The organism is Candidatus Zixiibacteriota bacterium, from assembly GCA_035380245.1.
Classification (GTDB): domain Bacteria; phylum Zixibacteria; class MSB-5A5; order GN15; family FEB-12; genus DAOSXA01.
In genome coordinates this window covers 1,109,086-1,131,263 of record DAOSXA010000001.1, presented here as the reverse complement: position 1 = coordinate 1,131,263, position 22,178 = coordinate 1,109,086, and the positions used below count along the sequence as shown (strand labels likewise).

Annotated in this window: 21 protein-coding genes and 1 tRNA gene; 9 read left to right on the top strand and 13 right to left on the bottom strand. The window is 53.6% G+C overall.

The features are described from left to right. Positions 1–44: 44 nt before the first annotated feature. From fabF to PLF13_04315, 3 genes are all read left to right on the top strand, one after another. Positions 45–1,292: a beta-ketoacyl-ACP synthase II gene (fabF, locus tag PLF13_04325; GenBank protein ID HOP06499.1), complete on the top strand. Its 1,248-nt coding sequence runs from the start codon at positions 45–47 to the stop codon at positions 1,290–1,292. Next, positions 1,293–2,045: a ribonuclease III gene (rnc, locus tag PLF13_04320; GenBank protein ID HOP06498.1), complete on the top strand. Its 753-nt coding sequence runs from the start codon at positions 1,293–1,295 to the stop codon at positions 2,043–2,045. Between the two features lie 133 nt (positions 2,046–2,178). Next, positions 2,179–2,613, top strand: coding sequence for a hypothetical protein (locus PLF13_04315; GenBank protein ID HOP06497.1), 435 nt, complete (start codon positions 2,179–2,181; stop codon positions 2,611–2,613). Between the two features lie 210 nt (positions 2,614–2,823). Here PLF13_04315 and atpC read toward each other — a convergent pair whose 3' ends face one another. From atpC to PLF13_04265, 10 genes are all read right to left on the bottom strand, one after another. Continuing rightward, the gene (gene atpC, locus PLF13_04310; protein HOP06496.1) at positions 2,824–3,243 is read right to left on the bottom strand and encodes an ATP synthase F1 subunit epsilon; all 420 of its coding nucleotides are present in this window, start codon (positions 3,241–3,243) and stop codon (positions 2,824–2,826) included. A 6-nt stretch (positions 3,244–3,249) separates the two neighbouring features. Continuing rightward, positions 3,250–4,656: a F0F1 ATP synthase subunit beta gene (gene atpD / locus PLF13_04305; GenBank protein ID HOP06495.1), complete on the bottom strand. Its 1,407-nt coding sequence runs from the start codon at positions 4,654–4,656 to the stop codon at positions 3,250–3,252. Between the two features lie 44 nt (positions 4,657–4,700). Further along, positions 4,701–5,579, bottom strand: a complete 879-nt coding sequence (atpG, locus tag PLF13_04300) for an ATP synthase F1 subunit gamma (protein ID HOP06494.1) — start codon at positions 5,577–5,579, stop codon at positions 4,701–4,703. Between the two features lie 58 nt (positions 5,580–5,637). Next, positions 5,638–7,152: a F0F1 ATP synthase subunit alpha gene (atpA, locus tag PLF13_04295; protein HOP06493.1), complete on the bottom strand. Its 1,515-nt coding sequence runs from the start codon at positions 7,150–7,152 to the stop codon at positions 5,638–5,640. A 201-nt stretch (positions 7,153–7,353) separates the two neighbouring features. Further along, the gene (gene atpH, locus PLF13_04290) at positions 7,354–7,902 is read right to left on the bottom strand and encodes an ATP synthase F1 subunit delta (protein HOP06492.1); all 549 of its coding nucleotides are present in this window, start codon (positions 7,900–7,902) and stop codon (positions 7,354–7,356) included. A 6-nt stretch (positions 7,903–7,908) separates the two neighbouring features. Then, positions 7,909–8,403, bottom strand: coding sequence for a F0F1 ATP synthase subunit B (atpF, locus tag PLF13_04285; GenBank protein HOP06491.1), 495 nt, complete (start codon positions 8,401–8,403; stop codon positions 7,909–7,911). 61 nt (positions 8,404–8,464) lie between these two features. After that, positions 8,465–8,701 (bottom strand): ATP synthase F0 subunit C, encoded by a 237-nt coding sequence (gene atpE, locus PLF13_04280; protein HOP06490.1) that lies wholly within the window; start codon positions 8,699–8,701, stop codon positions 8,465–8,467. Positions 8,702–8,763: 62 nt separating this feature from the next. Further along, on the bottom strand, positions 8,764–9,615 hold the full coding sequence (atpB, locus tag PLF13_04275) for a F0F1 ATP synthase subunit A (GenBank protein ID HOP06489.1): 852 nt from the start codon (positions 9,613–9,615) through the stop codon (positions 8,764–8,766). Further along, positions 9,615–10,037: a hypothetical protein gene (locus PLF13_04270; protein ID HOP06488.1), complete on the bottom strand. Its 423-nt coding sequence runs from the start codon at positions 10,035–10,037 to the stop codon at positions 9,615–9,617. Before PLF13_04270 ends, atpB begins: the two co-directional genes overlap by 1 nt. Further along, positions 10,027–10,290 carry an AtpZ/AtpI family protein gene (locus PLF13_04265; GenBank protein ID HOP06487.1) on the bottom strand — a complete coding sequence of 88 codons (264 nt, stop codon included), beginning with the start codon at positions 10,288–10,290 and terminating at the stop codon, positions 10,027–10,029. Before PLF13_04265 ends, PLF13_04270 begins: the two co-directional genes overlap by 11 nt. A gap of 469 nt (positions 10,291–10,759) precedes the next feature. Here PLF13_04265 and PLF13_04260 point away from each other — a divergent pair, with 469 nt between their 5' ends. Then, positions 10,760–11,143: a response regulator gene (locus PLF13_04260; protein ID HOP06486.1), complete on the top strand. Its 384-nt coding sequence runs from the start codon at positions 10,760–10,762 to the stop codon at positions 11,141–11,143. A 98-nt stretch (positions 11,144–11,241) separates the two neighbouring features. Then, positions 11,242–13,626, top strand: coding sequence for an ABC transporter substrate binding protein (locus PLF13_04255; GenBank protein HOP06485.1), 2,385 nt, complete (start codon positions 11,242–11,244; stop codon positions 13,624–13,626). 98 nt (positions 13,627–13,724) lie between these two features. On the opposite strand, the gene PLF13_04250 is transcribed toward PLF13_04255, so the two are convergent. Beyond that, positions 13,725–16,238, bottom strand: coding sequence for an OmpA family protein (locus PLF13_04250; protein HOP06484.1), 2,514 nt, complete (start codon positions 16,236–16,238; stop codon positions 13,725–13,727). A gap of 319 nt (positions 16,239–16,557) precedes the next feature. Between PLF13_04250 and tadA the strand changes: the two genes are divergently transcribed. From tadA to PLF13_04230, 4 genes are all read left to right on the top strand, one after another. Next, entirely contained in the window at positions 16,558–17,061 is a 504-nt protein-coding gene (tadA, locus tag PLF13_04245; GenBank protein HOP06483.1) for a tRNA adenosine(34) deaminase TadA, read from the top strand. Beyond that, positions 17,058–17,519: a hypothetical protein gene (locus PLF13_04240; protein ID HOP06482.1), complete on the top strand. Its 462-nt coding sequence runs from the start codon at positions 17,058–17,060 to the stop codon at positions 17,517–17,519. The genes tadA and PLF13_04240 overlap by 4 nt, the downstream gene beginning before the upstream one ends. Then, positions 17,516–18,031: a hypothetical protein gene (locus tag PLF13_04235; protein HOP06481.1), complete on the top strand. Its 516-nt coding sequence runs from the start codon at positions 17,516–17,518 to the stop codon at positions 18,029–18,031. The genes PLF13_04240 and PLF13_04235 overlap by 4 nt, the downstream gene beginning before the upstream one ends. A gap of 1,111 nt (positions 18,032–19,142) precedes the next feature. Continuing rightward, a tRNA-Ser gene (locus PLF13_04230) sits at positions 19,143–19,227 on the top strand. 200 nt (positions 19,228–19,427) lie between these two features. On the opposite strand, the gene PLF13_04225 is transcribed toward PLF13_04230, so the two are convergent. Together PLF13_04225 and PLF13_04220 are read right to left on the bottom strand one after the other, a co-directional pair. After that, positions 19,428–19,907, bottom strand: coding sequence for a hypothetical protein (locus tag PLF13_04225; protein ID HOP06480.1), 480 nt, complete (start codon positions 19,905–19,907; stop codon positions 19,428–19,430). 120 nt (positions 19,908–20,027) lie between these two features. Then, positions 20,028–21,680, bottom strand: coding sequence for a tail fiber domain-containing protein (locus PLF13_04220; protein ID HOP06479.1), 1,653 nt, complete (start codon positions 21,678–21,680; stop codon positions 20,028–20,030). Positions 21,681–22,178 lie beyond the last annotated feature (498 nt).

The window sequence follows — 22,178 nt, the reverse complement described above, 5'->3', positions numbered from 1 at the left end:
TCGCTTTCGAAATGACGGAGCGAGCAGCACTGCCTACAAGGGACATGCGGAAGCGAATTGTTATAACAGGCATGGGTATCGTCAGCCCGTTGGGTTCGACGGTTGACGATACCTGGCAGGCCCTGCTGGAAGGAAAATCCGGCGTGGGTGAAATAACCCGGTTCGATGCCGACGGATTCGCCACTCGCATCGCGGCCGAGGTCAAGGATTTCGATCCGTCGGAGTTCATCGATAAAAGAGAATTGCGGCGGATGGATCGAACCGAGCAGTTTTCGGTCTTTTCGGCCGAGCAGGCTCTTAAAAACAGCGGACTCGATCTCGACAACATCGACAAAGATCGTTGCGGGGTGGTCATCGGCTCGGGGATCGGCGGCATCGAGACATTCGAGAACCAGCACGGCCGTTTCATGAGCGGCGGTCCGGGAAGAGTGTCGCCGTTCTTCATTCCCATGATGATCGTCGATATGTGCGCTGGTCTGGTCTCCATACGCCACGGTTTCCGGGGACCGAACTACGCCACCGTGTCGGCCTGTGCCTCCTCGGCCCATGCGATATCCGACGCCTTCCACATCATTCAGCGCGACGAGGCGGACATTATGATCGCCGGTGGCGCTGAAGCGGCCATAACGCCGACTTCGATAGCCGGCTTCTGTCAGGCGCGAGCCATGTCAACCCGTAACGACGAGCCCCAACGGGCTTCGCGACCGTTTGACAAGGAACGGGACGGATTCGTCATGGGTGAGGGCGCAGCTACGGTTATTCTCGAATCACTCGAGCATGCCCGGGCACGCGGCGCTCATATCTACGCCGAACTTCTCGGCACCGGTATGACCGCCGACGCTCATCACATTACCGCTCCCCACCCCGAAGGCTACGGATCGAGCCGGGCCATGGAGATGGCTTTGAAAAACGCCGGTCTTAAACCGGAGGACATCGATTACATCAACACCCATGGCACAGCCACCGATCTTGGCGACATCTCCGAGACAATCGCCATCAAGAACGTTCTTGGCGAGCATGCAAAACAGATTCCCTGCAACTCCACCAAGTCAGCCATCGGGCATCTGCTCGGTTCAGCCGGCGCGTTGGAGTTGATTATTACAATCAAGTCCATTACCGACAGCATGGTCCACCCGACGATCAACCTCGATTATCCCGATCCACTGTGTGATCTGGATTACGTCGCCGAAGGAAAAAGGGCGGCGGAAATCAACTACGCGTTAAGCAACTCCTTTGGGTTTGGCGGACACAACGCCTGTTTGGTGGTCGGCAAATTCAATGGCGCTGCTTAAATGAGGTTGGTTAACAAATTCCTGGATCGAATAACCGGCAAGGTCGAACGTGACATCACTTACGTCGACCTTGACGCGGTTCAGGAATTGCTCGGTTACCATTTCCACAACGAACGGCTGTTGCTTTTAAGCCTCACTCATCGTTCCTTCACCCGCTACGATCCCGAGCATTGTCCCTCCAACGAACGCCTCGAATTCCTGGGCGATTCCGTCCTTGGCCTTATCATCTCGGACCAGCTTTTCAGTGATAATCCGGACTTGCGCGAGGGGAAACTGACCAAGACCAAAGCCAAACTGGTTAACGAAGTGGCCCTGGCCGAAGTCGCCAATGCCGTGGGGCTCCCGCAACACCTCAGACTCTCTCCGGAAGAGGATCGTTCCGGCGGTCGCACACGCCCTTCGATTATTTCCGATGCTTTCGAATCGGTAATCGCAGCTATCTATCTCGACGGCGGTCTTGATGCCGCTCGCGATGTCATTCTCAGGTTGCTCTATACTCGCCGCGAGACTATTCTCAACAGCCGTGCTCAGCGCAATTTCAAGGGTGAATTGCTCGAACTGGTGCAGGGACAGGGAATTCCCATGCCGCACTACGAAGTGGTTTCCGAGGCCGGACCGGACCATGAGAAAGAGTTCACCGTAAACGTCCAGGTCCTGGGTGAAATCAAAGGACGCGGTGTGGGTAATACCAAGAAGGAAGCCGAGCAGAAAGCCGCTGCCTCAGCCTTGCGATCGATGAGATCAAGATCCTGACATCCTCCGTTCCTCCCCAATTTTCAGACAATACAATTTTACCCCCTGTTTTTGTTGATCTGAATCCAACCGTATAATACTTAAGAGTCTTTGACGATAGGTAACGGTCGGCTTATGGCTAAGGAGGGCCAGGGTGGAAATGTTAGCGATGCGACGAACGGCAATCAAAGCCAGTATGCGAGTTGTAGCAGGTACGGTCTCGGCGCGTACCTCCAAAACTCAAGTTATCACTTCGCGGGAGTGGACCCGAGATGAGATAAACATGCTCTGTCGTAAATATCGCACCCAGACCGCCGGCGAAATAGCCGCCGTTCTTCAGCGCTCGGTACCTTCGGTTCGTGCTAAAATCCGCGCCCTTGGCCTGACCAAGTCACGCCTGACGCGCACCGCCCCGGCTACGGCTACTCGTTCCGCTCGCCCGAGCACATCACATCGACGTCCTTCGTGGAAAAAAACACCCGGGCAAAAACGTCCCTCGAAGCGCAACCGCGCCCGCAGGAAAGTGGTTCACAAAGCCGCCCATCATCCGCAACCGGTTCTCAGACGCCCGGCCCATAAGCATCGCTGATTTCCCATCGAACCCGAAATAGTCTATCTGAAGCTGGAATAATTACTGACCTTGTCGGTCGTCGGATATGCCGGGTAAAAATTGGATTCAATTTCTATTTCAGCGTGAACAACTACAATAGAGAGACATCAACCTTCCCCCATAGAAAAACCGGCCCTGTATGGCAGTAGGGCCGGTTCGTATATGCCAAAGAAAGGAAGAAAAAGAGCTTCAGTGTTTCTCGTGCGCTTGTTTGTACACCTTGATACGGTTGGCCGCACGTTCCATACTAGCCCGGGCGCGCGGCAGATCGATGTCGTTCTCGCCGTCGCCTCCCTCAATCAAACGCGCCTTCTGACGGTCATACGCCGCCTGTGCCCGATCGATGTCGATTTCGTCGGCCAGTTCGACCGCATCGGCCAGGATGGTTGCCTGGTTGTTGGAAACCTCCAGGAATCCGCCCGACACCGCCATTAAAATCACGTTGTCCTCGGAATCGGCGAACTCTATCCGGCCCGGCTTCAAGGCCGTAATCAACGGCGCATGGTTGGACAGGACGCCCAGGTACCCTTCGGTGCCCGGGACAACCAGCGATTTCACCTCAATCTCGTGAGCAACTTTTTCCGGTGTAACTATCGAAAGCTGAAACATAAACTATCACTTCTTTGATTCTTCGTAGCGCTGAATCACTTCATCGATGCCGCCGGCCATGTAGAAGTGAGCCTCACCGATATGATCGAGTTCACCCGCGATAATCTGGGCGAATCCCTTGACCGTGTCTTCGACCTTGACATAAACACCCGGACGACCGGTAAACGCCTCGGCCACGAAGAACGGCTGCGAGAGGAAGCGCTGAATCTTACGGGCGCGGCCCACGATCAGCTTGTCCTCTTCGGAAAGCTCGTCCATACCGAGAATGGCGATAATATCCTGCAGGTCCTTATAGCGCTGCAGAATCACCTGGATATCACGAGCGACACGATAATGCTCCTCGCCGACCACGTCCGGATCGAGAATGCGCGAAGTCGAGTCGAGCGGATCCACCGCCGGATAAATACCCAACTCGGAGATCGAACGCGAAAGCACTGTAGTGGCGTCAAGGTGCGAGAAGGTCGTTGCCGGGGCCGGGTCGGTAAGGTCGTCGGCCGGTACGTAAATCGCCTGCACCGAGGTAATCGATCCCGCCTTGGTGGAGGTAATACGTTCCTGCAGACCGCCCATTTCCGTACCCAGAGTCGGCTGATAACCCACCGCCGAAGGCATACGTCCCAGCAGCGCCGATACCTCGGAGCCGGCCTGGACGAAACGGAAAATGTTGTCGATGAAGATCAGCACGTCCTGATGCTCTTCATCGCGGAAATACTCGGCCATGGTCAGACCGGACAGGGCAACCCGGAGACGCGCACCTGGCGGCTCGTTCATCTGACCGAATACCATGGCGGTTCTCTCGATAACGCCCGATTCGGTCATTTCCAGGAAGAGGTCGTTGCCCTCACGAGTACGCTCACCGACACCGCAGAACACCGAATAACCACCGTGTTCGGTAGCGATGTTGTGAATCAATTCCTGAATGATAACGGTCTTGCCCACACCGGCGCCGCCGAACATACCGACCTTACCACCTTTGAGGTAAGGTTCGAGCAAGTCGATAACCTTGATGCCGGTTTCGAACATTTCAGCCGTCGTGGCCTGATCCTCGAACGAGGGCGCCTCGCGGTGAATCGGTGAGGTTTTGGTCTTATCGAGCGGCTTATCCTTACCGTCGATCGGGCGGCCGAGAAGATCGAACACACGACCGAGGACCTGCTCGCCGACCGGCACTGCGATCGGCAGTCCGGTATCGACCGCCGGCATACCGCGAACCAGTCCGTCGGTCGAGGCCAGCGATACGCAGCGAACGATATTGTCGCCGATATGCATGGCCACCTCGACAGTCAGGTCGATGCCTTTATCTGCGTCCTTGATGGTGACGGCGTTCAAGATGTTCGGCAGGGAGTCGGCGCGAAACTGACAGTCGACCGTGGCTCCGATAACCTGAACAACTTTGCCTACATTTTCAGCCATTTACTGAACTCCAGCTATATGATCAACACATTATCTTCTTATCGTTAACCCTTTAACGCCTCGGCGCCGCTGACCACCTCGAGCAATTCGGTCGTGATCTGCGCCTGGCGGGCCTTGTTGTAATCCAGGGTCAATTTCTGGATCATTTCGCCGGCATTCTTGGTCGCGTTGTTCATCGCAATCATCCGGCTGCCGTGCTCGGCCGCAAACGAATCGGCCATCGCCGTGACCAGTTTGGTCGTGGCATAGCCCGGCATCAGCGAAGCATAAATGCTCTCGGCACTGGGCTCGAAGATATAGTCGAGCATCCCTTCATGTTTGTCTTCGCCCTCGGCGTTCATTTCCGGCGGAGCGATCGGCAGGTATTCCTGCATCGTCACCGAATGCTTGGCCGCGGACACGAACTGGGTATAGAGCAGCGAGATATCATCCGTCTCTCCGGCAACGAAACTGTCGGTCAGCAACCGCACGATATCCTTGGCGCGGCCGTAATCGAGTGAACCGCCCCAGTCGCCGTAGTATTTCTTGATCGACACCGGACGCCGCTTAAAAAAGTCGTTCGCCTTCTTGCCGAGCAGAACCAGCTCCGTCTCGACATCCTGGTTATTCTTGAGCCAGATCGAGGTCTGTCGAATAACGTTGGAATTGAACGAGCCGCAGAAACCTCGGTCGGAAGCAATCACGACCAGCGTCTTCTTCTTGATTTCCCGCTTCTCAAAATACGGATGAATAATCTCACCGGTCGACCCCGCCGCCAGATGGGACAGCATGTGATCCATCTTCTCGGCATAAGGTCGCGCCTGCTCGATTCGCTGTTGGGCTCGTCGCAGCTTCGCCGCCGCCACTTTTTCCATGGCGTTGGTGATACGCTGCGTCGAGACAACCGACTTGATCCGTTTACGTACGTCGCGAAGATTCGCCATCTATATCTTCAATCCCTGTTTCGTTTCACCTTCGCGGACCTCAAGGGTCCGTGGTTTATTACTCGGTCTTCTTGAAGGTCTTAAGGAACTCCTCACAGGCAGCTTTGAGCTTCTCGTGAGTGGCGTCGGAAACCTTCTTCTCCTGGTCGAGCGTATGGGCGATATCCGGATACTTCTCTTCACAGAATTTCAGGAATTCGCCTTCGAACCGGCCGATATCACCGGTCGGGATGGCATCCAGATAACCGTTGGAACCGGTCCAGATCAGCATCACCTGGTACTCCACCTTCAACGGCAGATGCAGACCCTGCTTGAGCAGTTCCACCATCTTACCGCCGCGATTGAGCTGCTTCAGCGTGGCTTCATCCAGATCGGAACCGAACTGCGTAAACGCCGCCAATTCACGATACTGGGCCAGGTCCAGCTTCAGCTTACCGGCAACCTGTTTCATCATTTTGGTCTGGGCGTTACCACCCACACGAGACACCGAGATACCGACGTTAATACCGGGACGAATACCGGCAAAGAACAACTCCGACTCCAGGAAGATCTGGCCGTCGGTGATCGAAATCACGTTGGTCGGAATGTAGGCCGACACGTCACCGGCCTGGGTTTCGATGATCGGCAGCGCCGTGAGCGATCCGCCGCCGAGATTGTCGTTCAACTTCGCCGCCCGTTCGAGCAGACGGGAGTGACAGTAGAAAATGTCACCCGGATACGCTTCACGTCCCGGAGGACGACGCAGCAACAGTGAAAGCTGACGATAAGCGGCGGCCTGCTTGGACAAGTCGTCGTAAACCACCAGGGCGTGCTTGCCGTTGAACATGAACTCCTCACCCATGGCACAGCCCGCGTAAGGAGCGATATACTGCAGCGGCGCGGGATCGGTGGCACAGGCGTTGACCACCGTGGTGTATTCCATAGCGCCGTATTTCTCGAGCGTCTGGACTACCTGGGCCACAGTGGAAGCTTTCTGACCGATAGCTACATAGATACAGTAGACATCGGTATTCTTCTGGTTGATAATCGTGTCGATCACCAGCGAGGTCTTACCGGTCTGACGATCGCCGATAACCAACTCACGTTGTCCGCGACCGATCGGGATCATGGAGTCGATCGCCTTGAGACCGGTTTGCAGCGGTTCTTTCACCGGCTGGCGTTCGATAACGCCCGGAGCGCGGCCTTCGATAACACGATATTTATCGGTGACGATCGGACCTTTTCCATCGATCGGCTGACCAAGCGGGTTGACCACGCGGCCGAGCAGGGCCTCGCCAACGGGCACCTGAGCCACTTTGCCGGTACGACGGACGGTGTCGCCTTCGTGAATCTCGGTATCCGAGCCAAAGAGCGCGGCGCCGACGTTGTCCTCTTCGAGGTTCAGCACCAGACCGATAATGTCGCCCGGGAACTGGATCAACTCGGACATCTGGGCATCCTCAAGACCCCAGATACGAGCGATACCGTCACCGACCTGGAGCACGGTTCCCACCGACTCCATTTCGAGCTTGGTCTCGTATTTCTCCAGCTCTTTCTTGATTACCGATGATACTTCTTCAGGGTTCAGACCCATCATCGAACTCCTATATTGAACAATACTATCTTTTTTTCACGCGAACTTCGCAGGCGTATCTCACCTGCCGGACTACCCGAGGCAAGCCATCGCTTTCGATTGACCCGCCGTGGCGGCTCCGGCCAACCAGTCCGTCTTATCCGGCCCGAGGCCGGTATGTTAGTTTCACACGCCCGATAATGCCGGGCTAATCATAGCTACTCAGTGGACCCTGACTTTGGCTAACTGCTCTCCGATCAGGTCCAGTCCCCGACGCACCGAGCCATCGATAATCTCATTGTGCAGGATGACTATCATGCCTCCCAAAATCGCGGGATCGACCTTTTCTTCGAGGATAACCTTAAGATCGGTTCTGGCCACCAGCTTCTCGTTCAGCTTCTGCCGTTCGTCGTTATCGATCGCCACCGCTGTTATGACGGTGCAGCGGGCGATACCCTTCTCAGCCTCGACCAGGCGGACGAATTCATCAATGATCTCGTGCAAAAAGCCGGCGCGGTGTTTCTCAACCAGTAATATCATCAACTCCACGAACAGTGGATCGAGCCGACCGGTGAAAACATCGCGCAACAGAGCCAGTTTGTTCTCATCCAGCACATGCGGGGCCACCAAGAAATGCAGGATGGTCGGATCTTTCTCTATAAGTTCCGACAATTGCTGCAATTGTTCGTAGGCCAAATCGACCTTTTTCTTACCCTTGACCGATAGAAACAGGCCGTTGGCGTATTTCTTGGCAACTTCCTGAGCTAGCATCGTGCCTTACGCTTTCTCCACGTTATCAATGAAGCGGCCGATCAACTCACGGTGCTTGGCATCGTCGAGCTTTTCTTTGAGAATCTTCTCAGCCGCTGCAATGGTAATGCTGACCATGTCGTCTTTAAGCTGTACCTTCGCCTTTACCACATCGCGATCAAGTTCGTCTTTGGCTTTGACAGCGGCCTTTTTGGCCTCTTCCTGTGCCGCCAGCTTGATATCATCCGCGATCTTCTTGCCCTCATTGACCGCTTCGAGCAGCTTCTCGCGCCGTTCGGAGTCGATGTCCTTGAGCTTGGCTTCGTATTCGGCGACTAGTTCGGCAGCCTTGGCTTTCTCATCGTCGATGTTCTGGAACTCGGCCGCAATTTTATTGCGCCGCTCCTCCATCAAAGACAAAAGCGGTTGCCAGGCAAATTTCTTCAACACCCAGAAGGTGATCAGAAAACCGACAGCGTGCGTGATTAGCCGTGGCAGATCTGGAATAAGAGTTATTTCCATGGTGCCTTTTTAGCGCTTACGGGGGAAGCTCTCGGGCTCCCCCCAAGGTTCTCTCACTTTATTAGCCCAGCTTACCCATCGCGATGAAGAAGGCGATGAGGGCGTAAATCGTCAAAGCTTCGATAAAGGCGGCGCCGATGATCATGGCCACCTGAATCTTGCCCGCCGCTTCCGGCTGGCGACCCATGGCTTCCATGGCTGAACCGACCGCACGACCGATGCCGTAAGCAGAACCGACAGCCGCCAAACCAAGACCCAACGGAGCGGCCAGACCCAACATTGCACCAAAATGTTCCATTTCGTCCTCCTAAGAGAGTTCCTTTTGTATCAACTATTCGTTCTTCTTATCTTTCAATCTTATTAATGAGCATGCTCCTCATGGGGCAGCATCAGCAATATGTAAATGCACGCCAGCAGGCTGAACACCAACGCCTGTACTGTCGACAGCAATAAACCCAGGAAATAGAACGGCGTCTGAATCGGGATACCGACAATGCTGCCGATAAACGGCGTGATCGCAACACCCAGACTCACGAAAACCGCAATCAACGTATCTTCACCAGTGATGTTACCGAATAGACGTAAGGCCAGTGAAAGCGGCTTGGCCAGTTCACCGATCAAGTGCAGCGGGAACATCAGGATTACCATACTCCAGCCGATAACGTCGTTCGGACTGCCCGCCATGTGATGCAGGTACCCGCCGATGCCCAGACGCTTGATACCGACACACTGGGCATAGATGAAAACTATAATCGCCAGCGATCCGGTAATTTCCAACGAAGTCGAGGGTGCATGGCCGAGAGGCAACATGCCGATCCAGTTCATGGCCAGAATGTAGATGAACAGAGTCCCGAGGAAGGGCGCATATTTGCGTGCATCATCCCCCAGGATCGAATGGAAGAAATTGAAGAGGCCTTCCACGATCATCTCGATCGCATTCTGGAACGGACCGGGGATCATTTCACGTTTGGAATAAGCCCGCATGGCCAGAAACATGAACAGCAGAGCGATAGCAAAAGCGTAGAACACGTTGACCCAGTGCTCAACCCATTCCGCATGGCAATAATGAGCAATGTAATACGCCAGACTGGGCAGGGGATCAGTCAGAGCACCGCCCTCTTCACCATGCTCCGCCGCCGAGGCGACCATCACGTAAAACTGACCGAACCGAACTCCGGTAAGAGCTATAATGTGTGAAAGAACTGCCAGCATTAGCCTGCCTCTTGTATCCTTTCGTTCTTGGATTCACCGTTATCGATCTTGAGTATTGCCCGACTCATCGCCTTGAGCGCCATAACGCCCAGAACGATCGAAAACCCCGCCAACAACCATCCCGGTGTAAATCCCTCGACGGGAATACTGAGAAGGCCGTAACCGGCAAGGTACAAAAGCGGAAATTTTATCAAGCCAAGCCAGAGCGCCCGACCACGATCGGCTCCTTCGGGGCGCAGCACTGAACGAACCAGAGCCGATAGAAAAACAAAATTCACGATCCCCCAGCAAGCACCCGAGAGCACCGCTATGGACCTGTATATGCCGAGATAATAGACGCCGAAAGGCATAAAGACAAGAACAACGATACTGGATGTACGAAGCGTACGATCCAGAAAAGCTAGACCAAGACTATCCTTCATCTTTGTCCTTATTATCGGTCAGCCCGGATTTCTTGATCAAGTTATAGATCTCCATTCCGGCTGATGCCACACCCATTATCGCGCCAATAGCCGCCAAATACGGCTCTGTTCCCAATTTGCCGTCCAGCCACCAGCCTATTCCATAGCCTACTAGTGGAGCGGCCAGAAGAATCATCGGCGCGCCGGTCAGTAAGCTTATCTGGCGAAGGTCTTTACTGTCTTTTTTGTCGCGCCGGGGGTCAAGGATACTCACTGTAACCTACCCTCTAAATTTAAGGCGAAAATAAACCTTCTGCTCATTGAATGTCAACCCATTTCTTGTTGATTTTGCGATAATTTGTGATAAAAATCACATTTAACCTTATTGTCGTTAAATATCTTAGAGTCCTTTGAGGCAGCCTCAGGTCCTCTTGTTATACCAATTAAGTCCCTCAAATCCCGCCACTTAGGACAAGTTATGGATAACCATATCGACAACTTGTGGCTCCCCGCCCGTTTATCCTCAAAATACGACTTATCAAAAAGTAACAATGTATTAAGTGAAAAAAGTCCCAGACTCCATGCGATTATAAAATACTGTCGCGCTCTTAATCGATTATCCAATTGGGTTTGCATACCGCTTGTATAAAGACTAAGAGCCTTACTAATGTATCCATATTCCCTGCCGACATTCAATAATAGGGATATCAGGGTTACGACCCAAACAGTATAGGAGGGATTCTTTGAAGATTTTGGTGATTGATGACGAAGAAATGATCCGCGCCCTTGCACGGAAGATTATCGAACGCTCCGGTTATGAGGTTCTTCTGGCCGAATCCGGTCAGGATGGGATCAAGCTTTTTTCAGAGCACCAGAACGACATCGGTCTGGTGATCCTGGACCTCAAAATGGAGGGTATTTCCGGTGTGGAGACTCTTCGTCTGATTCGTCAAATCGTCCCGAATATGCCTTGCATCATCTCCAGTGGTCAGATCACCGATAAAGACGATCTGCCCGAGGAACTCGCTACCTCAGTGGTTTTTCTTCAGAAACCATACCGAGCCGGAGCACTGGCGCAGTTGGTTGATGAACACGTTATTAACCAGCCGGCAACTACCTCCGAATGACAATCCGGCGATAAAAATCGCTTTAACTCGTTGCACAAAATCTTTATTATCCTGTCTCGAAAGAAACATTCCCGATCTATCGAGAGAGGTCTTTTTTTATGCCCTTTCGGTTCGCTGTCATTTTTGCCCTGATAGGCTCGTTGTTGCTCCCGGCTGCCTCGCCGGAAGCTGTATCATCACCTAAAACCAGGTTCAACATTGGCTTCTTTGAGGCCGGCCTGGCTCACCAGCACGATGCTCTCCGCACGGAATTCGTACGCCAACTCAGAGCGATCGTCCCCGACACCGTGGAAATCGTCACGATAGCCCGTGGTTATCGCGAGGCATCCTGGTACCGCGATTCATGTCGCATCAAAGCCGCCGAACTGGCCGCCGAACCCAACCTCGACCTGATGATAACTCTCGGTCCCTGGGTTGTCGAAGACCTCATCGAAGCCGGTTACGAGGGACCTATTCTCGCTCTATACCGTGTCGATCCGATGATGGAACAACTGCTCGATTCGACCGGAAGACCGCGCTGGGATAATCTCACCGTCCATTATCAACCCACTCGCATTGCCCGCGATCTGGCCGTCATGGCGCAGGTTCTCAAACCAAAACGGGTCGGCTTCCTCTTTTTCCCCAGCGGTGAGGAATACCCTTATCTTTTTGCCCAGTCTCAGGCCGCGGCCCAACAAAACGGCATGGAGCTGGTCAACGCCATCGAATACAACAACTTCGGAACCTATGCCTTTTATAAAACTTACGCCGTCATGCGTAATAAGGTCGATGCGGTTTATCTTGGACCACTCTGGGGACTCCCCAGTCCTCGAACAAAAGATTTCCTGAAGATGCTCAACAACGAGGGGATTCCCACTTTCAGTTATGACGGTTCTGAAGCTGTTATTCGCGGTGCTGTCGTATCCAACACCGGAATCTCTGTTGCTTCGGAAGCTCGTTATCAGGCCGATAAAGCCTGGAAAATTCTCAAGGGAGCCGTTCCGGCCAATTTACCCATTTATTTTGAACCTTCCACCGGGCTTACGATCAACGGCGACGCTGCTCGCCAATGTCACGTGCAGTTCCCCAACTGGGTCAGTTCTCAAGCCGTTTACCTGGCTCCGGCTCAGGAACCGGATGCTGTCTCCTACACCTTGACCGACGCTGTCCGGCGAGCACTCGACCAGCACCCGGAAGCTCTGGCGCGACAGGATGCTGTCACGGCAGCTCAGGCCGCCGCCTCCGAAGCCTGGTCGGGGTATCTTCCCCAGGTCGGTTTCGAATACCGCTACCGCCATAACGACGATCACACCGTAGCCAACACCGAGAATGAAATCGATCAGGACCAGACCCGAGCCACTCTTTCGCTGTCACAACCGATTTTGTCGCTGACCACGATTCGCTCGGCCAAAGCTGCCGAACAAGCCGAATGTCAGGCTGAAATAGATCTGGCGCGAACCGATCTGGACCTTGAACTCGCCGTGGCTCAAGCTTATTTAGGTTATCTCAGCGCCACCCGTCGCGTGGATATCGAAAAGGATTTAGCACGAAGAATCCTTCGCAATCAGGAACTGGCCGATGCCCGTTACGAACTCGATAAACGCATGCAGTTCGATTTCCTGCGCTGGGAACAGGAATACCAGCAGGCAAGCGCTGCCCTTCATCAGGCCGAGGCGGCCCGTAGTGCCGCCCGAGCGGCGTTTAACAGTCTGATGAACATGCCGCCCGACCAACCGATTGACCTTGCCCCCGCTCCGTTTGGACAAGCCAACATTCAAAACGACCTTATGCACCTCGCCGCCGTAGTCGACGATCCGGTCAAATGGCAGCGGTTTCAGGAATACCTTATCGACAAAGCCCGCCGTATCAATCCGGAATTGCGTTCGTACGACAACCAGGTCCTGCTCGGCCAACGACTTCTCGATCTCAATCGCGCCGGATTCTTCCCCACTATCTCCGCCGAGGGTGCGGTTCATTACACCGATGAACTGGCCAATCGTCCCGGAATTTTTGAGGAAAAACATGACACCTGGTATCTCGGAGCGGCTTTGCATCTTCCGTTGTTCTCCGGCGGAGAACGTTTTCGAGAGCGTTCGCGCCTCAAGGCCGAGTTGAGTCGGGATGAATGGACACGCGACGCCCGGATGCTGGACCTTGCCGGACGGATCTCATCGCAGATGTCGCTGATGGCTTCCTCCGGCTTGAACCTGCCCAATCTGATCGACGCCGAAAAGCTGGCCGGGTTGACGGTAGATATGGTCCAGGAGGATTACGAAGCGGGTCGTACTACCTATCTACACCTGCTTGATGCCCTGCGTAATTTGCGTCAGTCACAAACAACGACTCTGGAAATGTGGCAGGACTATTTCACGCGTCTGGCGGAACTGGTGCGCCTGATTGGCTGGTCCTCACATGACGCTAGCACGACTTACAACAACCTGTTCTATAATGAGGCCGGCAAATTCCTGAAAAGTGTCGCACCGGACACGACCGAAACTCCGTAGGAGAGCCGGGATTATTTAGATAATCATTAACGAGATAATACAGAAAAAGCAGGCCCGATTATTGAGCCTGCTTTTTTCATTGGTTATTGAACTGACAGCTACAACGAGAAGCGCAAGATCACACACCGGTCACGCGGCTCATAGAGCCGGTACGGCATCTTCACTCCCGCTCCGACAACATCAATCCGGTCAGCCGGAATACCGGCGGCGGTCAGATAAGTCATAACTGCATTGGCACGGTCTTCGGAGAGCAGATCCTGGTTGTCGCCCTCGTATCTACTGCTGTCTTTCTCCTGGCATTCCCGGGACATGCCTGTGCCGTCGGCATACCCATAGATTGAGACATGTTGCTCAGGATGTTGTCTTAGATACGGTATTACCAGTGTATCCAATATCGCGAAGTCCGGGATATCGAAACCGCATTCCGGGAAGCTGTCAATTACGACATCCTCCGAGAACAGACCTTCGACTCGAACATGGTTCGAGAAATAGAAGTCGTCAGCCCGGTCAAACAACACAACCACCGAATCATCCAGAGCTGCAGGTTTGGGATTGGTCGTAGCCCAGTTAGCTTTTCCAGCCGTTACCCATAGTCCGTCACCATCGATATCGGTCGCTACCAGAACAGCCGAAGCCAGATCGCAACTGAGGCGGCAGGCTTTCATCTTCTTCAACGTCTCCATAGGATATTTCACATATCCTATGCGGTAGTTCTTCTGTACGTACTCGGTCAGTTGCTCAGGCGTTGGCGCTTCAGCGTTCTTCCAGTTGGGACCGAGTCGATCCTCCTCAAAGAACTTCAACAGTCGATCTTCGATGGCAGCACCTTTGATGAACTCCAACAGTGTTTCCCGATCGAGCCATTGCATCGGCCGCACGAACTCACTCCAGTTCCCCAGGAACGGCTGATCGTGAAGGGCATCCGACGAATCACACAACTCCGTGGCGCCGAGCGCCGGATCGTATCCTCGATAATCAGGCTGACGCGAATGGTTGGCGTCCCATCGATAACCGAAATACTGACAAGTGATCAGATCAAAGAAATGGAAGAAAGTGTTCTTTTCGTTAAGTCGATCCACCATTGTATTGTGTTTGTTGAAAAGAACAGCGATAAACACATCCTCGTCGGTTTTCTCTTTATGATCCAGAAGATTAAACTTACGGTTAAACGGATCCATTACCAGTTCAAGATCGAAACCGGTGGTGAAAAACTTCAGATCCGTCAAGTCGCCTTCACGCTTGTTTATAGGGCAAACGCATGTCGTATCCGGTTCTTCTAAAGCGAACAAACGAATCTCACCGTCGTATTCGTCGACGTCTCTTTGTTCGAGATGCTCCAGTTTGTTTTCATCGATTCTGTTGGCGCCCCAACCTCCGTGTCTGACCATCACGCTGCCCTTGAGGTCGCGTGTCTCACGAATTTTGCCAAACGCCACCGTAATACCGACTCGTCCGATCCAGTCCTTAAGGTCTTTATCCTCCTGCGTTGTCTCCTTCCAGAACACTGGACCGAAATTACCATCGATTGCAATGATATCGTTGAGATAAAGACGAGCACCGAAATAAGCCGACGACCCTTCACCGTCACCGGGGAAATCGTGCAGCCAGTTCTGCTGAAAACCGATGTACGGATTCAACGAGCGATCCGGAATATCTCCGAACAACCGCAGTTCCGCTCCGAGACCGTACACTGCCGAATAGTCGTTGGAGCCGGTCTCTATGCCGTAGAGAGCGAACGGGGCCAGCGACAGCCCCTTGCGCAAGCGGAACGGTACCAGCACCTTGCTGCTGATCGTTTCGAGCGAAATATCTCCGAACAATCCCACTTCCACCGGCGCCAGGAGAGGCTTGCCGATCTTGGTCAGGTCCACATCGCGGTGTAAAGTTATTCCCCCGCTCACGAACCAGTCGGGTGGTTGGTTGTCGTCCATGCCACGCCAAAACGCCGTACCGACCCGAGCGTCGAAACTCAGCGCCCGCGCCTTCGTGAAAAAGAACCGGTTCCCCGCGTACAGATAGTTACCCTGTCCGTCGGAGCCGTTTTCCGGATCGACCCAGACATAAGTGAGTCCGAACAGCGGCGTAAAAAGATAAGAATCAGTGCGCACGGCCAATTCACCGTTGATACCGTAGTTGCCGGACACTTCGTTGTCGGCCGAATCCAGTCCGATGATATTACCCATGCCGGCGCCGTAGAACAGCTTGCCGAAAAGTTGCACCTTGCCGAAATCCTGCGAAAAAACTGCAAAGCTGCCGTTCATAGTGTTGAGCGGCATATGATACTCAGCCCCGATGTTCCAGCGGACCATGTTGGTTGAACTGCGGGGACGAACGGTGCGACATGACGCCAAAGGAATTACGCGATACCCTGTCTCCTTCTTGTAGTATTCCCGCACCAACTGCAGGAATTCTTTGTCGAACCATTCATTGAGAGCGGAGACATCTTTGACTCCCTCAATTTCTCCATAGATGCTGTCGGTGCTGTCTTTGCCGTAAGTAGCTGTGATACAATTCAGCGAATCACCGTCAGGCGCCGTTCCAGTCTCTGCTGCCGACAAAGCGGCAGCGCCTAGCATGATAAGACCTACAAGAGCAATTATACGTCTTAACAACTCAATTCCTCCTCTGTTTTCGGCGAAACGGAGATTCCCTCACCCTGCGGGACAGGACATCATCCAACTCGACCGAGCACAATGTCGAATTAACTAGTGAGCACTTTGCTATATGTCCAATCTAAATTATGCTTTCCATCTGAAATTAACCACACACTTAGTCACGGAAAGCACATTGCGAACATAGCCAATTTCGTCGCTTATGTCAATACCCATAAAGGATCGTTCCGGTACCCGATACGTTAACGAACGGTTCGCATTCATCGCGAACCAGATAGCCGGCGAATCCGCTCAGCCCCAAAGTATCTTGTTGCCAGACATGTTCGAACGCCTCTATATTCCTCGCATGATCGAAAACGACTATGAACAATACATGGATCAGGCGATACGCCAGGCGGAATACGCTTTCGAACTGGACGAGGTGCCGGTCGGAGCCCTGGTCGTGCACGAGAACCGCATTATCGGTCGCGGTCACAACCAGACCGAGAGCTTTCACGATGCCACCGCCCATGCCGAGATGATTGCCCTGACCGCCGCCTACGAACACCTCGGCGACTGGCGACTGGAGGGATGTATCCTCATTTCGACTCTCGAACCCTGTCCCATGTGTGCCGGGGCCGCCATGCTGTCTCGTATTGAAAAAATCATTTACGGAGCCAAGGATCCCAAGTTCGGAGCCTGCGGCTCGGTTATCGACATCCCTGGTCAAAACCGCTTCAATCATCACATCGAAGTGATAGGCGGTGTCCGGGCTGAACAAGTCGCCATCATGATGAAATCGTTTTTCCAGCAGGTTCGCACCGGAAAGGAGCGGATAAATTGAGGCCCCTGACCGAGATCGAGGAAAAGAAATTCGCGACTCTCAAGCTGCTCGCCCTGGTCATGCTGATTATCGCGCCCGTACTTTACGCTCTTGTTGGTGTCAGCGTCAAGCTGGGGAATAAATCGATTGAGGGCGCCAATGACATGCTCACCTATATCCTGATCATCGTGAGCTTGCTCATACCGTTGGCGATGAATCTTGTAGTGAAAGTGCAAAAAAACACGTATCGGAACAACAGAAGCAGCCGGATGACTTCGGCCGATATAATCTTCACCATTCAAATTCAGAAATACGCTTTTGCCGAAGCGATTTTCATCTTTGGTTTGATGGCCGTCTTCACCACCGGCGACACCATACGCCTCTGGTGGTTTTATCCCATCGGCGCTGTCATGACTTTTTATGTCTGGCCCCGCCGCCAAAAATTCGAGGAATTGATAGAGGAACTGGAGCGACCATGAGAGGTGATCTTAGTCACGATAAATACGACCTGGCCCGGATAATAGTCCGACCGCTTTATTTCGGCATGTTCGCCAACATCCTGATTCCGGGCGTGCTGGCCTTTCTCTGCTATTGGCTGAATCAGAACAGCCCCCGCCCCAACAATCTGGGGGACTCGGCCAACACGGTTTTTTATCTGATCGGCCTCATTTCCATAGTTCAAGCCCTGGTCGCTATCTGGATGCGACAGCGCCTGCTTGGTCGCCCGCTCGTGCACAGCGAGAAAACTTTTGAGGATGACCTCACCGCCAACTTGAAACGCGGGTTGATTCCGATCATGATTATCATCGCTTTAATCGCCTTTTACGGCGGGGTGTACTATTTCCTGACCGGACGTTTTGAGGCCTCATTGATAATCATGCTCTTCTCGTTCGTGGCCTTTCAGGTCATCCGTCCTCGATTGCGCTCGGCCCGCACGCTGGTAGAGCGCCAGGAGAAAATGCTCGCTCGCGGCCAGACCTTCTCGGATTAGCCGGAAAGCAGGGGTCTATCTTTATTCTTGTGGGCGGCAGACATCTCGTCTGCCCCTGCAGCAGCCCATTCCGGAGAACGTCTTTCCCGCGAAAACGAGAATCCCTCTTCATCTTTCTTGTGGGCGGCAGACGTCTCGTCTGCCCCTGCAGCAGCCCATTCCAGAGAACGTCTTTCCCGCGAAAGCGGGAATCCCTCTTCATCTTTTTGGTGCCCCACCCATCGGGTGGGATATTGTTGTCGAAACTTCGCTTCGCGATCCGCCTTCGGCTGTTCTGTGCCATTATTTCTCAAGGCCGGGATCACGGGGGGCCTGGGAGGGAGTTGCTCGGTACTGGTGGCCCACCCGTCCACGGGTGGGATTAGAAACCATATCGACAACACAATTTTGTGGGCGGCAGACGTCTCGTCTGCCCCTGCAGCAGCCCATTCCGGAGAACGTCTTTCCCGCGAAAACGAGAATTCCTCTTCATCTTTTTGGTGCCCCACCCATCGGGAATGTTGAAAAAGCCGTACGCGCGGATGTTCAGCAAGACACGTCTGTAATGCGGGCGACACAAGGCCGCCCGCTACGCGAGGTTAGGACTCCTTCACGCGTAGCGGCGGGGCTTGTCTCCGCCGCGATTGAGATTTTTCAACAATCCCTTGGGTGGGATATTGTTGTCGAAACTCAATGTGTCGTCAGGTGTCTCTGCCTGACGGTTGCGTTTGATATCAGAACCTCATTGTGTGATCCGCCTTCGGCGAAGAACCATATCTCCGTAGGCCGGCCCGCAATCACGGCCGGTTTGCACGCCTGCTCGTATTGCATTGGCACGTCTCGGGGAGATGTGCCCTACTACAAAGATTACAGCGGACAGGAGTAGGTCGGCGTTCCGGAGTGAGCGCGGGCAACGCCCCGCGAACACAGAAACCCGACGAATTCACCGAACGGGAGACTCATTTCTAATCCCTTGTTTGGGACTTACGACGTGCCGTTGGGCATCACTGCCTGACGGCTCCTTTGTCTCCCGGTCGACAAATTCTCTTTACAAACGGCGCGGTTTTGTTACTTTATGAGCCTTGATCCGGTCCGAGTAAGACAGCGGGCCGGAGTAATTACGTCGATCGACGGAGAGGTGGCTGAGTGGTCGAAAGCGCTGGTCTCGAAAACCAGTGTACCTCCGGGTACCCAGGGTTCGAATCCCTGCCTCTCCGCTTTTTCATGCCCGGGAATATAGCGGGGATTATTAATCGGTGGCCCACCCGTCCACGGGTGGGAATTGCTGCGATGTGCCGTCTGTACCCCACCCGGTTTCCGTGTAGTCCGTAGAACAGGTCCGTCTTCGAACCCGCGCGGAGTTTTTCAATCCGCTGTTAAGAGACGGGTCACCCATAGTCGGGTGACCCAGCTTTATCTATGGGCAAGACACCGGTGCCGGTCCACCACTAAACATGTAGGTAACCACGTAAACCAGATCTGAGATATCAGGACCGGTGGTATCACCGTTAATGTCAGCCTCCATGTAGTAGGGTGTGTTGCAGGGTGGTTCCGGTCCGCCGCTGAACATGTAACTGACCAGGTAGACCAGATCGCTGATGTCCGGTCCGCCACCGTCATGATTAATGTCGCCTCTGATGACACAGCAGTTGCCGGCTTCGCTGATCTCTTCCCAGAAACCGTGCGCAATACCAAAGTTCTCCGAACTACCGGCGCCGACAACCATCTGCCCGGCGGTGCCGTACAAACCGTAGTTGACGGAAACACCGGCTGTACCACCGGATGAAATCACCTGCCAGTCAATTCTCTCGCCTGACTTCTCGTTGGCCTGCAGACCAGCGATCGGTAGAAAAACCATCACGATCAGGCATGCAAGTATTGTTGTCTTATACATCATATATTCACCGCTCGTTTATCGACTACCAATTGATGATCTGATCCACTGCTATCAACGTCTTGTGCCAGAGTCGCCTCTGCCTTCTGGGTTTGATTAGCAAGTGGAACCTACGGTATCAATCTACCGTTTTTCGAGCTGCTCTATCCTCGCCTTGAGGTCCTTATTCTCCTGGCGCAATTCCTTGATCGCTTCGACGAGCAGCGGCGTTAGACGACCGTAGTCAACCGACAGGGTGCCGTCGGCGTGCTCCTGCACTATCTCCGGAACTACCTGCTGAACTTCCTGGGCGATGAATCCGACATGCTCTTCGTTGTCAAAGTGTTTCTCAGGATAGTCCTCGGTTTTCCAGCGGTAATTCACTCCGCGCAGATCGGTCACCTTGTCGAGCGCTCCGGTCAGATCCTCGACAGCTTCCTTATAGCGTCCGTCGGAGCAAGCGCCGATCGTCCCGGTGTAACAGATATTGCCCACGACGTGAAGGGCTTCGGAGGGCGTGAACGTGCCGATCCCCACCTTTGCCTCAGTCTCGCTTGCTTCCATGCTGATGGCCTGACCGGGCGCAAATGTGGATATCCCCTGCAGATAGAAGGTGGCGACGTTCAGGTCGGTCGCAAGCTCAGCATGGGCATGATAGGTACTCGCACTGCTGCCGACTCGGACCAGACCGGGTGTCAATGTGGTTTGGATATCAGTGTCGTTGTCGGTCAGATTCATGGTGACCTTGTCGCCCTTGCTGGAGTAGTCGGTGATAACCTCGAAAGCCACACCCGGCGGTTCCGGCTGCGGATCGAACATACGGATGCCGGCTCCACCCAAGGTATTTGTGGACATCTCTACAACAGGACCGCTATATCCACCATCCCGCTGGTTGAACAACGTGATGCTCCCTTTGAACGGACTGGGCTCGACTCCCATTTTTATGACCGGCATGTTTGACACATTAGAAGACATTAGGGTGAAATCCGACTGCCACTGACCCGTGGAATCATACGCACGCATCTGTAGCAGATCATATGGGGCCGTCATGCTCGGCTTGGACATACGGAAGAAGACATCGTGAAACGGCGACGGTTCCACTCCCATAGTCGCCAGCGATAAACCAGAGAATTCGCTGGTCGGATCAAAAAAGCTCAAAGTGCTTCGCCAGGGTACCGGTTCTATCCCCATACGGATGGTTGGATCGGTGCCGTAGTCACCGGCTGGAAAGAACTCCATTGAACCGCCTTCGATAGCTGACTGCAGCTTGACCAGAGTTTGAGTTTGGTACTCGGCGTTTGGGTTGTACATCGTCAGGTACCGCGTGCCTCCCTTTTCCTCGGTGCCGATAGTAACCGCCGTACTGCCGTCACTATCCTTGAAATCCGTATAGCCTTCACCCGTTTTGATATCACCGTCGACTCGACTGGCCATGGCCGCTTTCGGTACCGAACACAGTCTTGTGCGAGGCTGGATCGGGCTGTCGGTTCCGACCGTGATTTGTAAGAAGAGATCACTCGACTCGAAAATTGAGGCATCCAGCGGAGTGATACTGCCCAGCATTACATGAAAAGTCCCGCCTGAGGTGAAAACGGATGGACGGATCTCGCTCCACAACTGAGTGCCCGCGGTAGAATCATCGTAGATGGCGAAGGTCAGTTGATAGTAGCTGTCAGATACCGGATTACCATCCGATCCGGTCAACAAGCCCTGGTAACTAACAAGTTGATCCTGAGCCATGATGGGGGCGGCCATGAGCACTAGCAAGACCGCAATGAAGGCACACTTCTTGTACATGTAATTCCTCCGAGCAAATCTATGAGTTTATAGCTTATCTTGTTTGCAAAGGTGGTTATTTCTACCGAAAGAAACCGGCGAACCTAAGTCAAATCATCGCCATATATTAAAAATCTTATGGCACGCGATCTGATGACAGGTCACAGCGTGTGACCGGGGCATGAGGCTACTGCCGTCGCGCGGACCATTTTCGTCGAAGTCTCGCTTCCCGAAATGAGCACATCCACACATATCGGTCTATCCAGCCAGGATTGTCCATGTAGTCTAATACTAAATAAGAGCGGACAACTCAAGTTTACGCAATTACCCTCTTTCTGTCAAGACGATCCGTCTGTACCCGGCCCGTCAGGTTATCGTTTTTCGGTTGCTTCGAGATTATTATCTCATAACTTACATTTGTAACAATCACGGGTGAGAAAAACCGAACCACACCATTCGAGATCGCACGCGAGACGGTCGGCTGCAAACAGTTGTCCATCGAGGAGGAATATATGATTT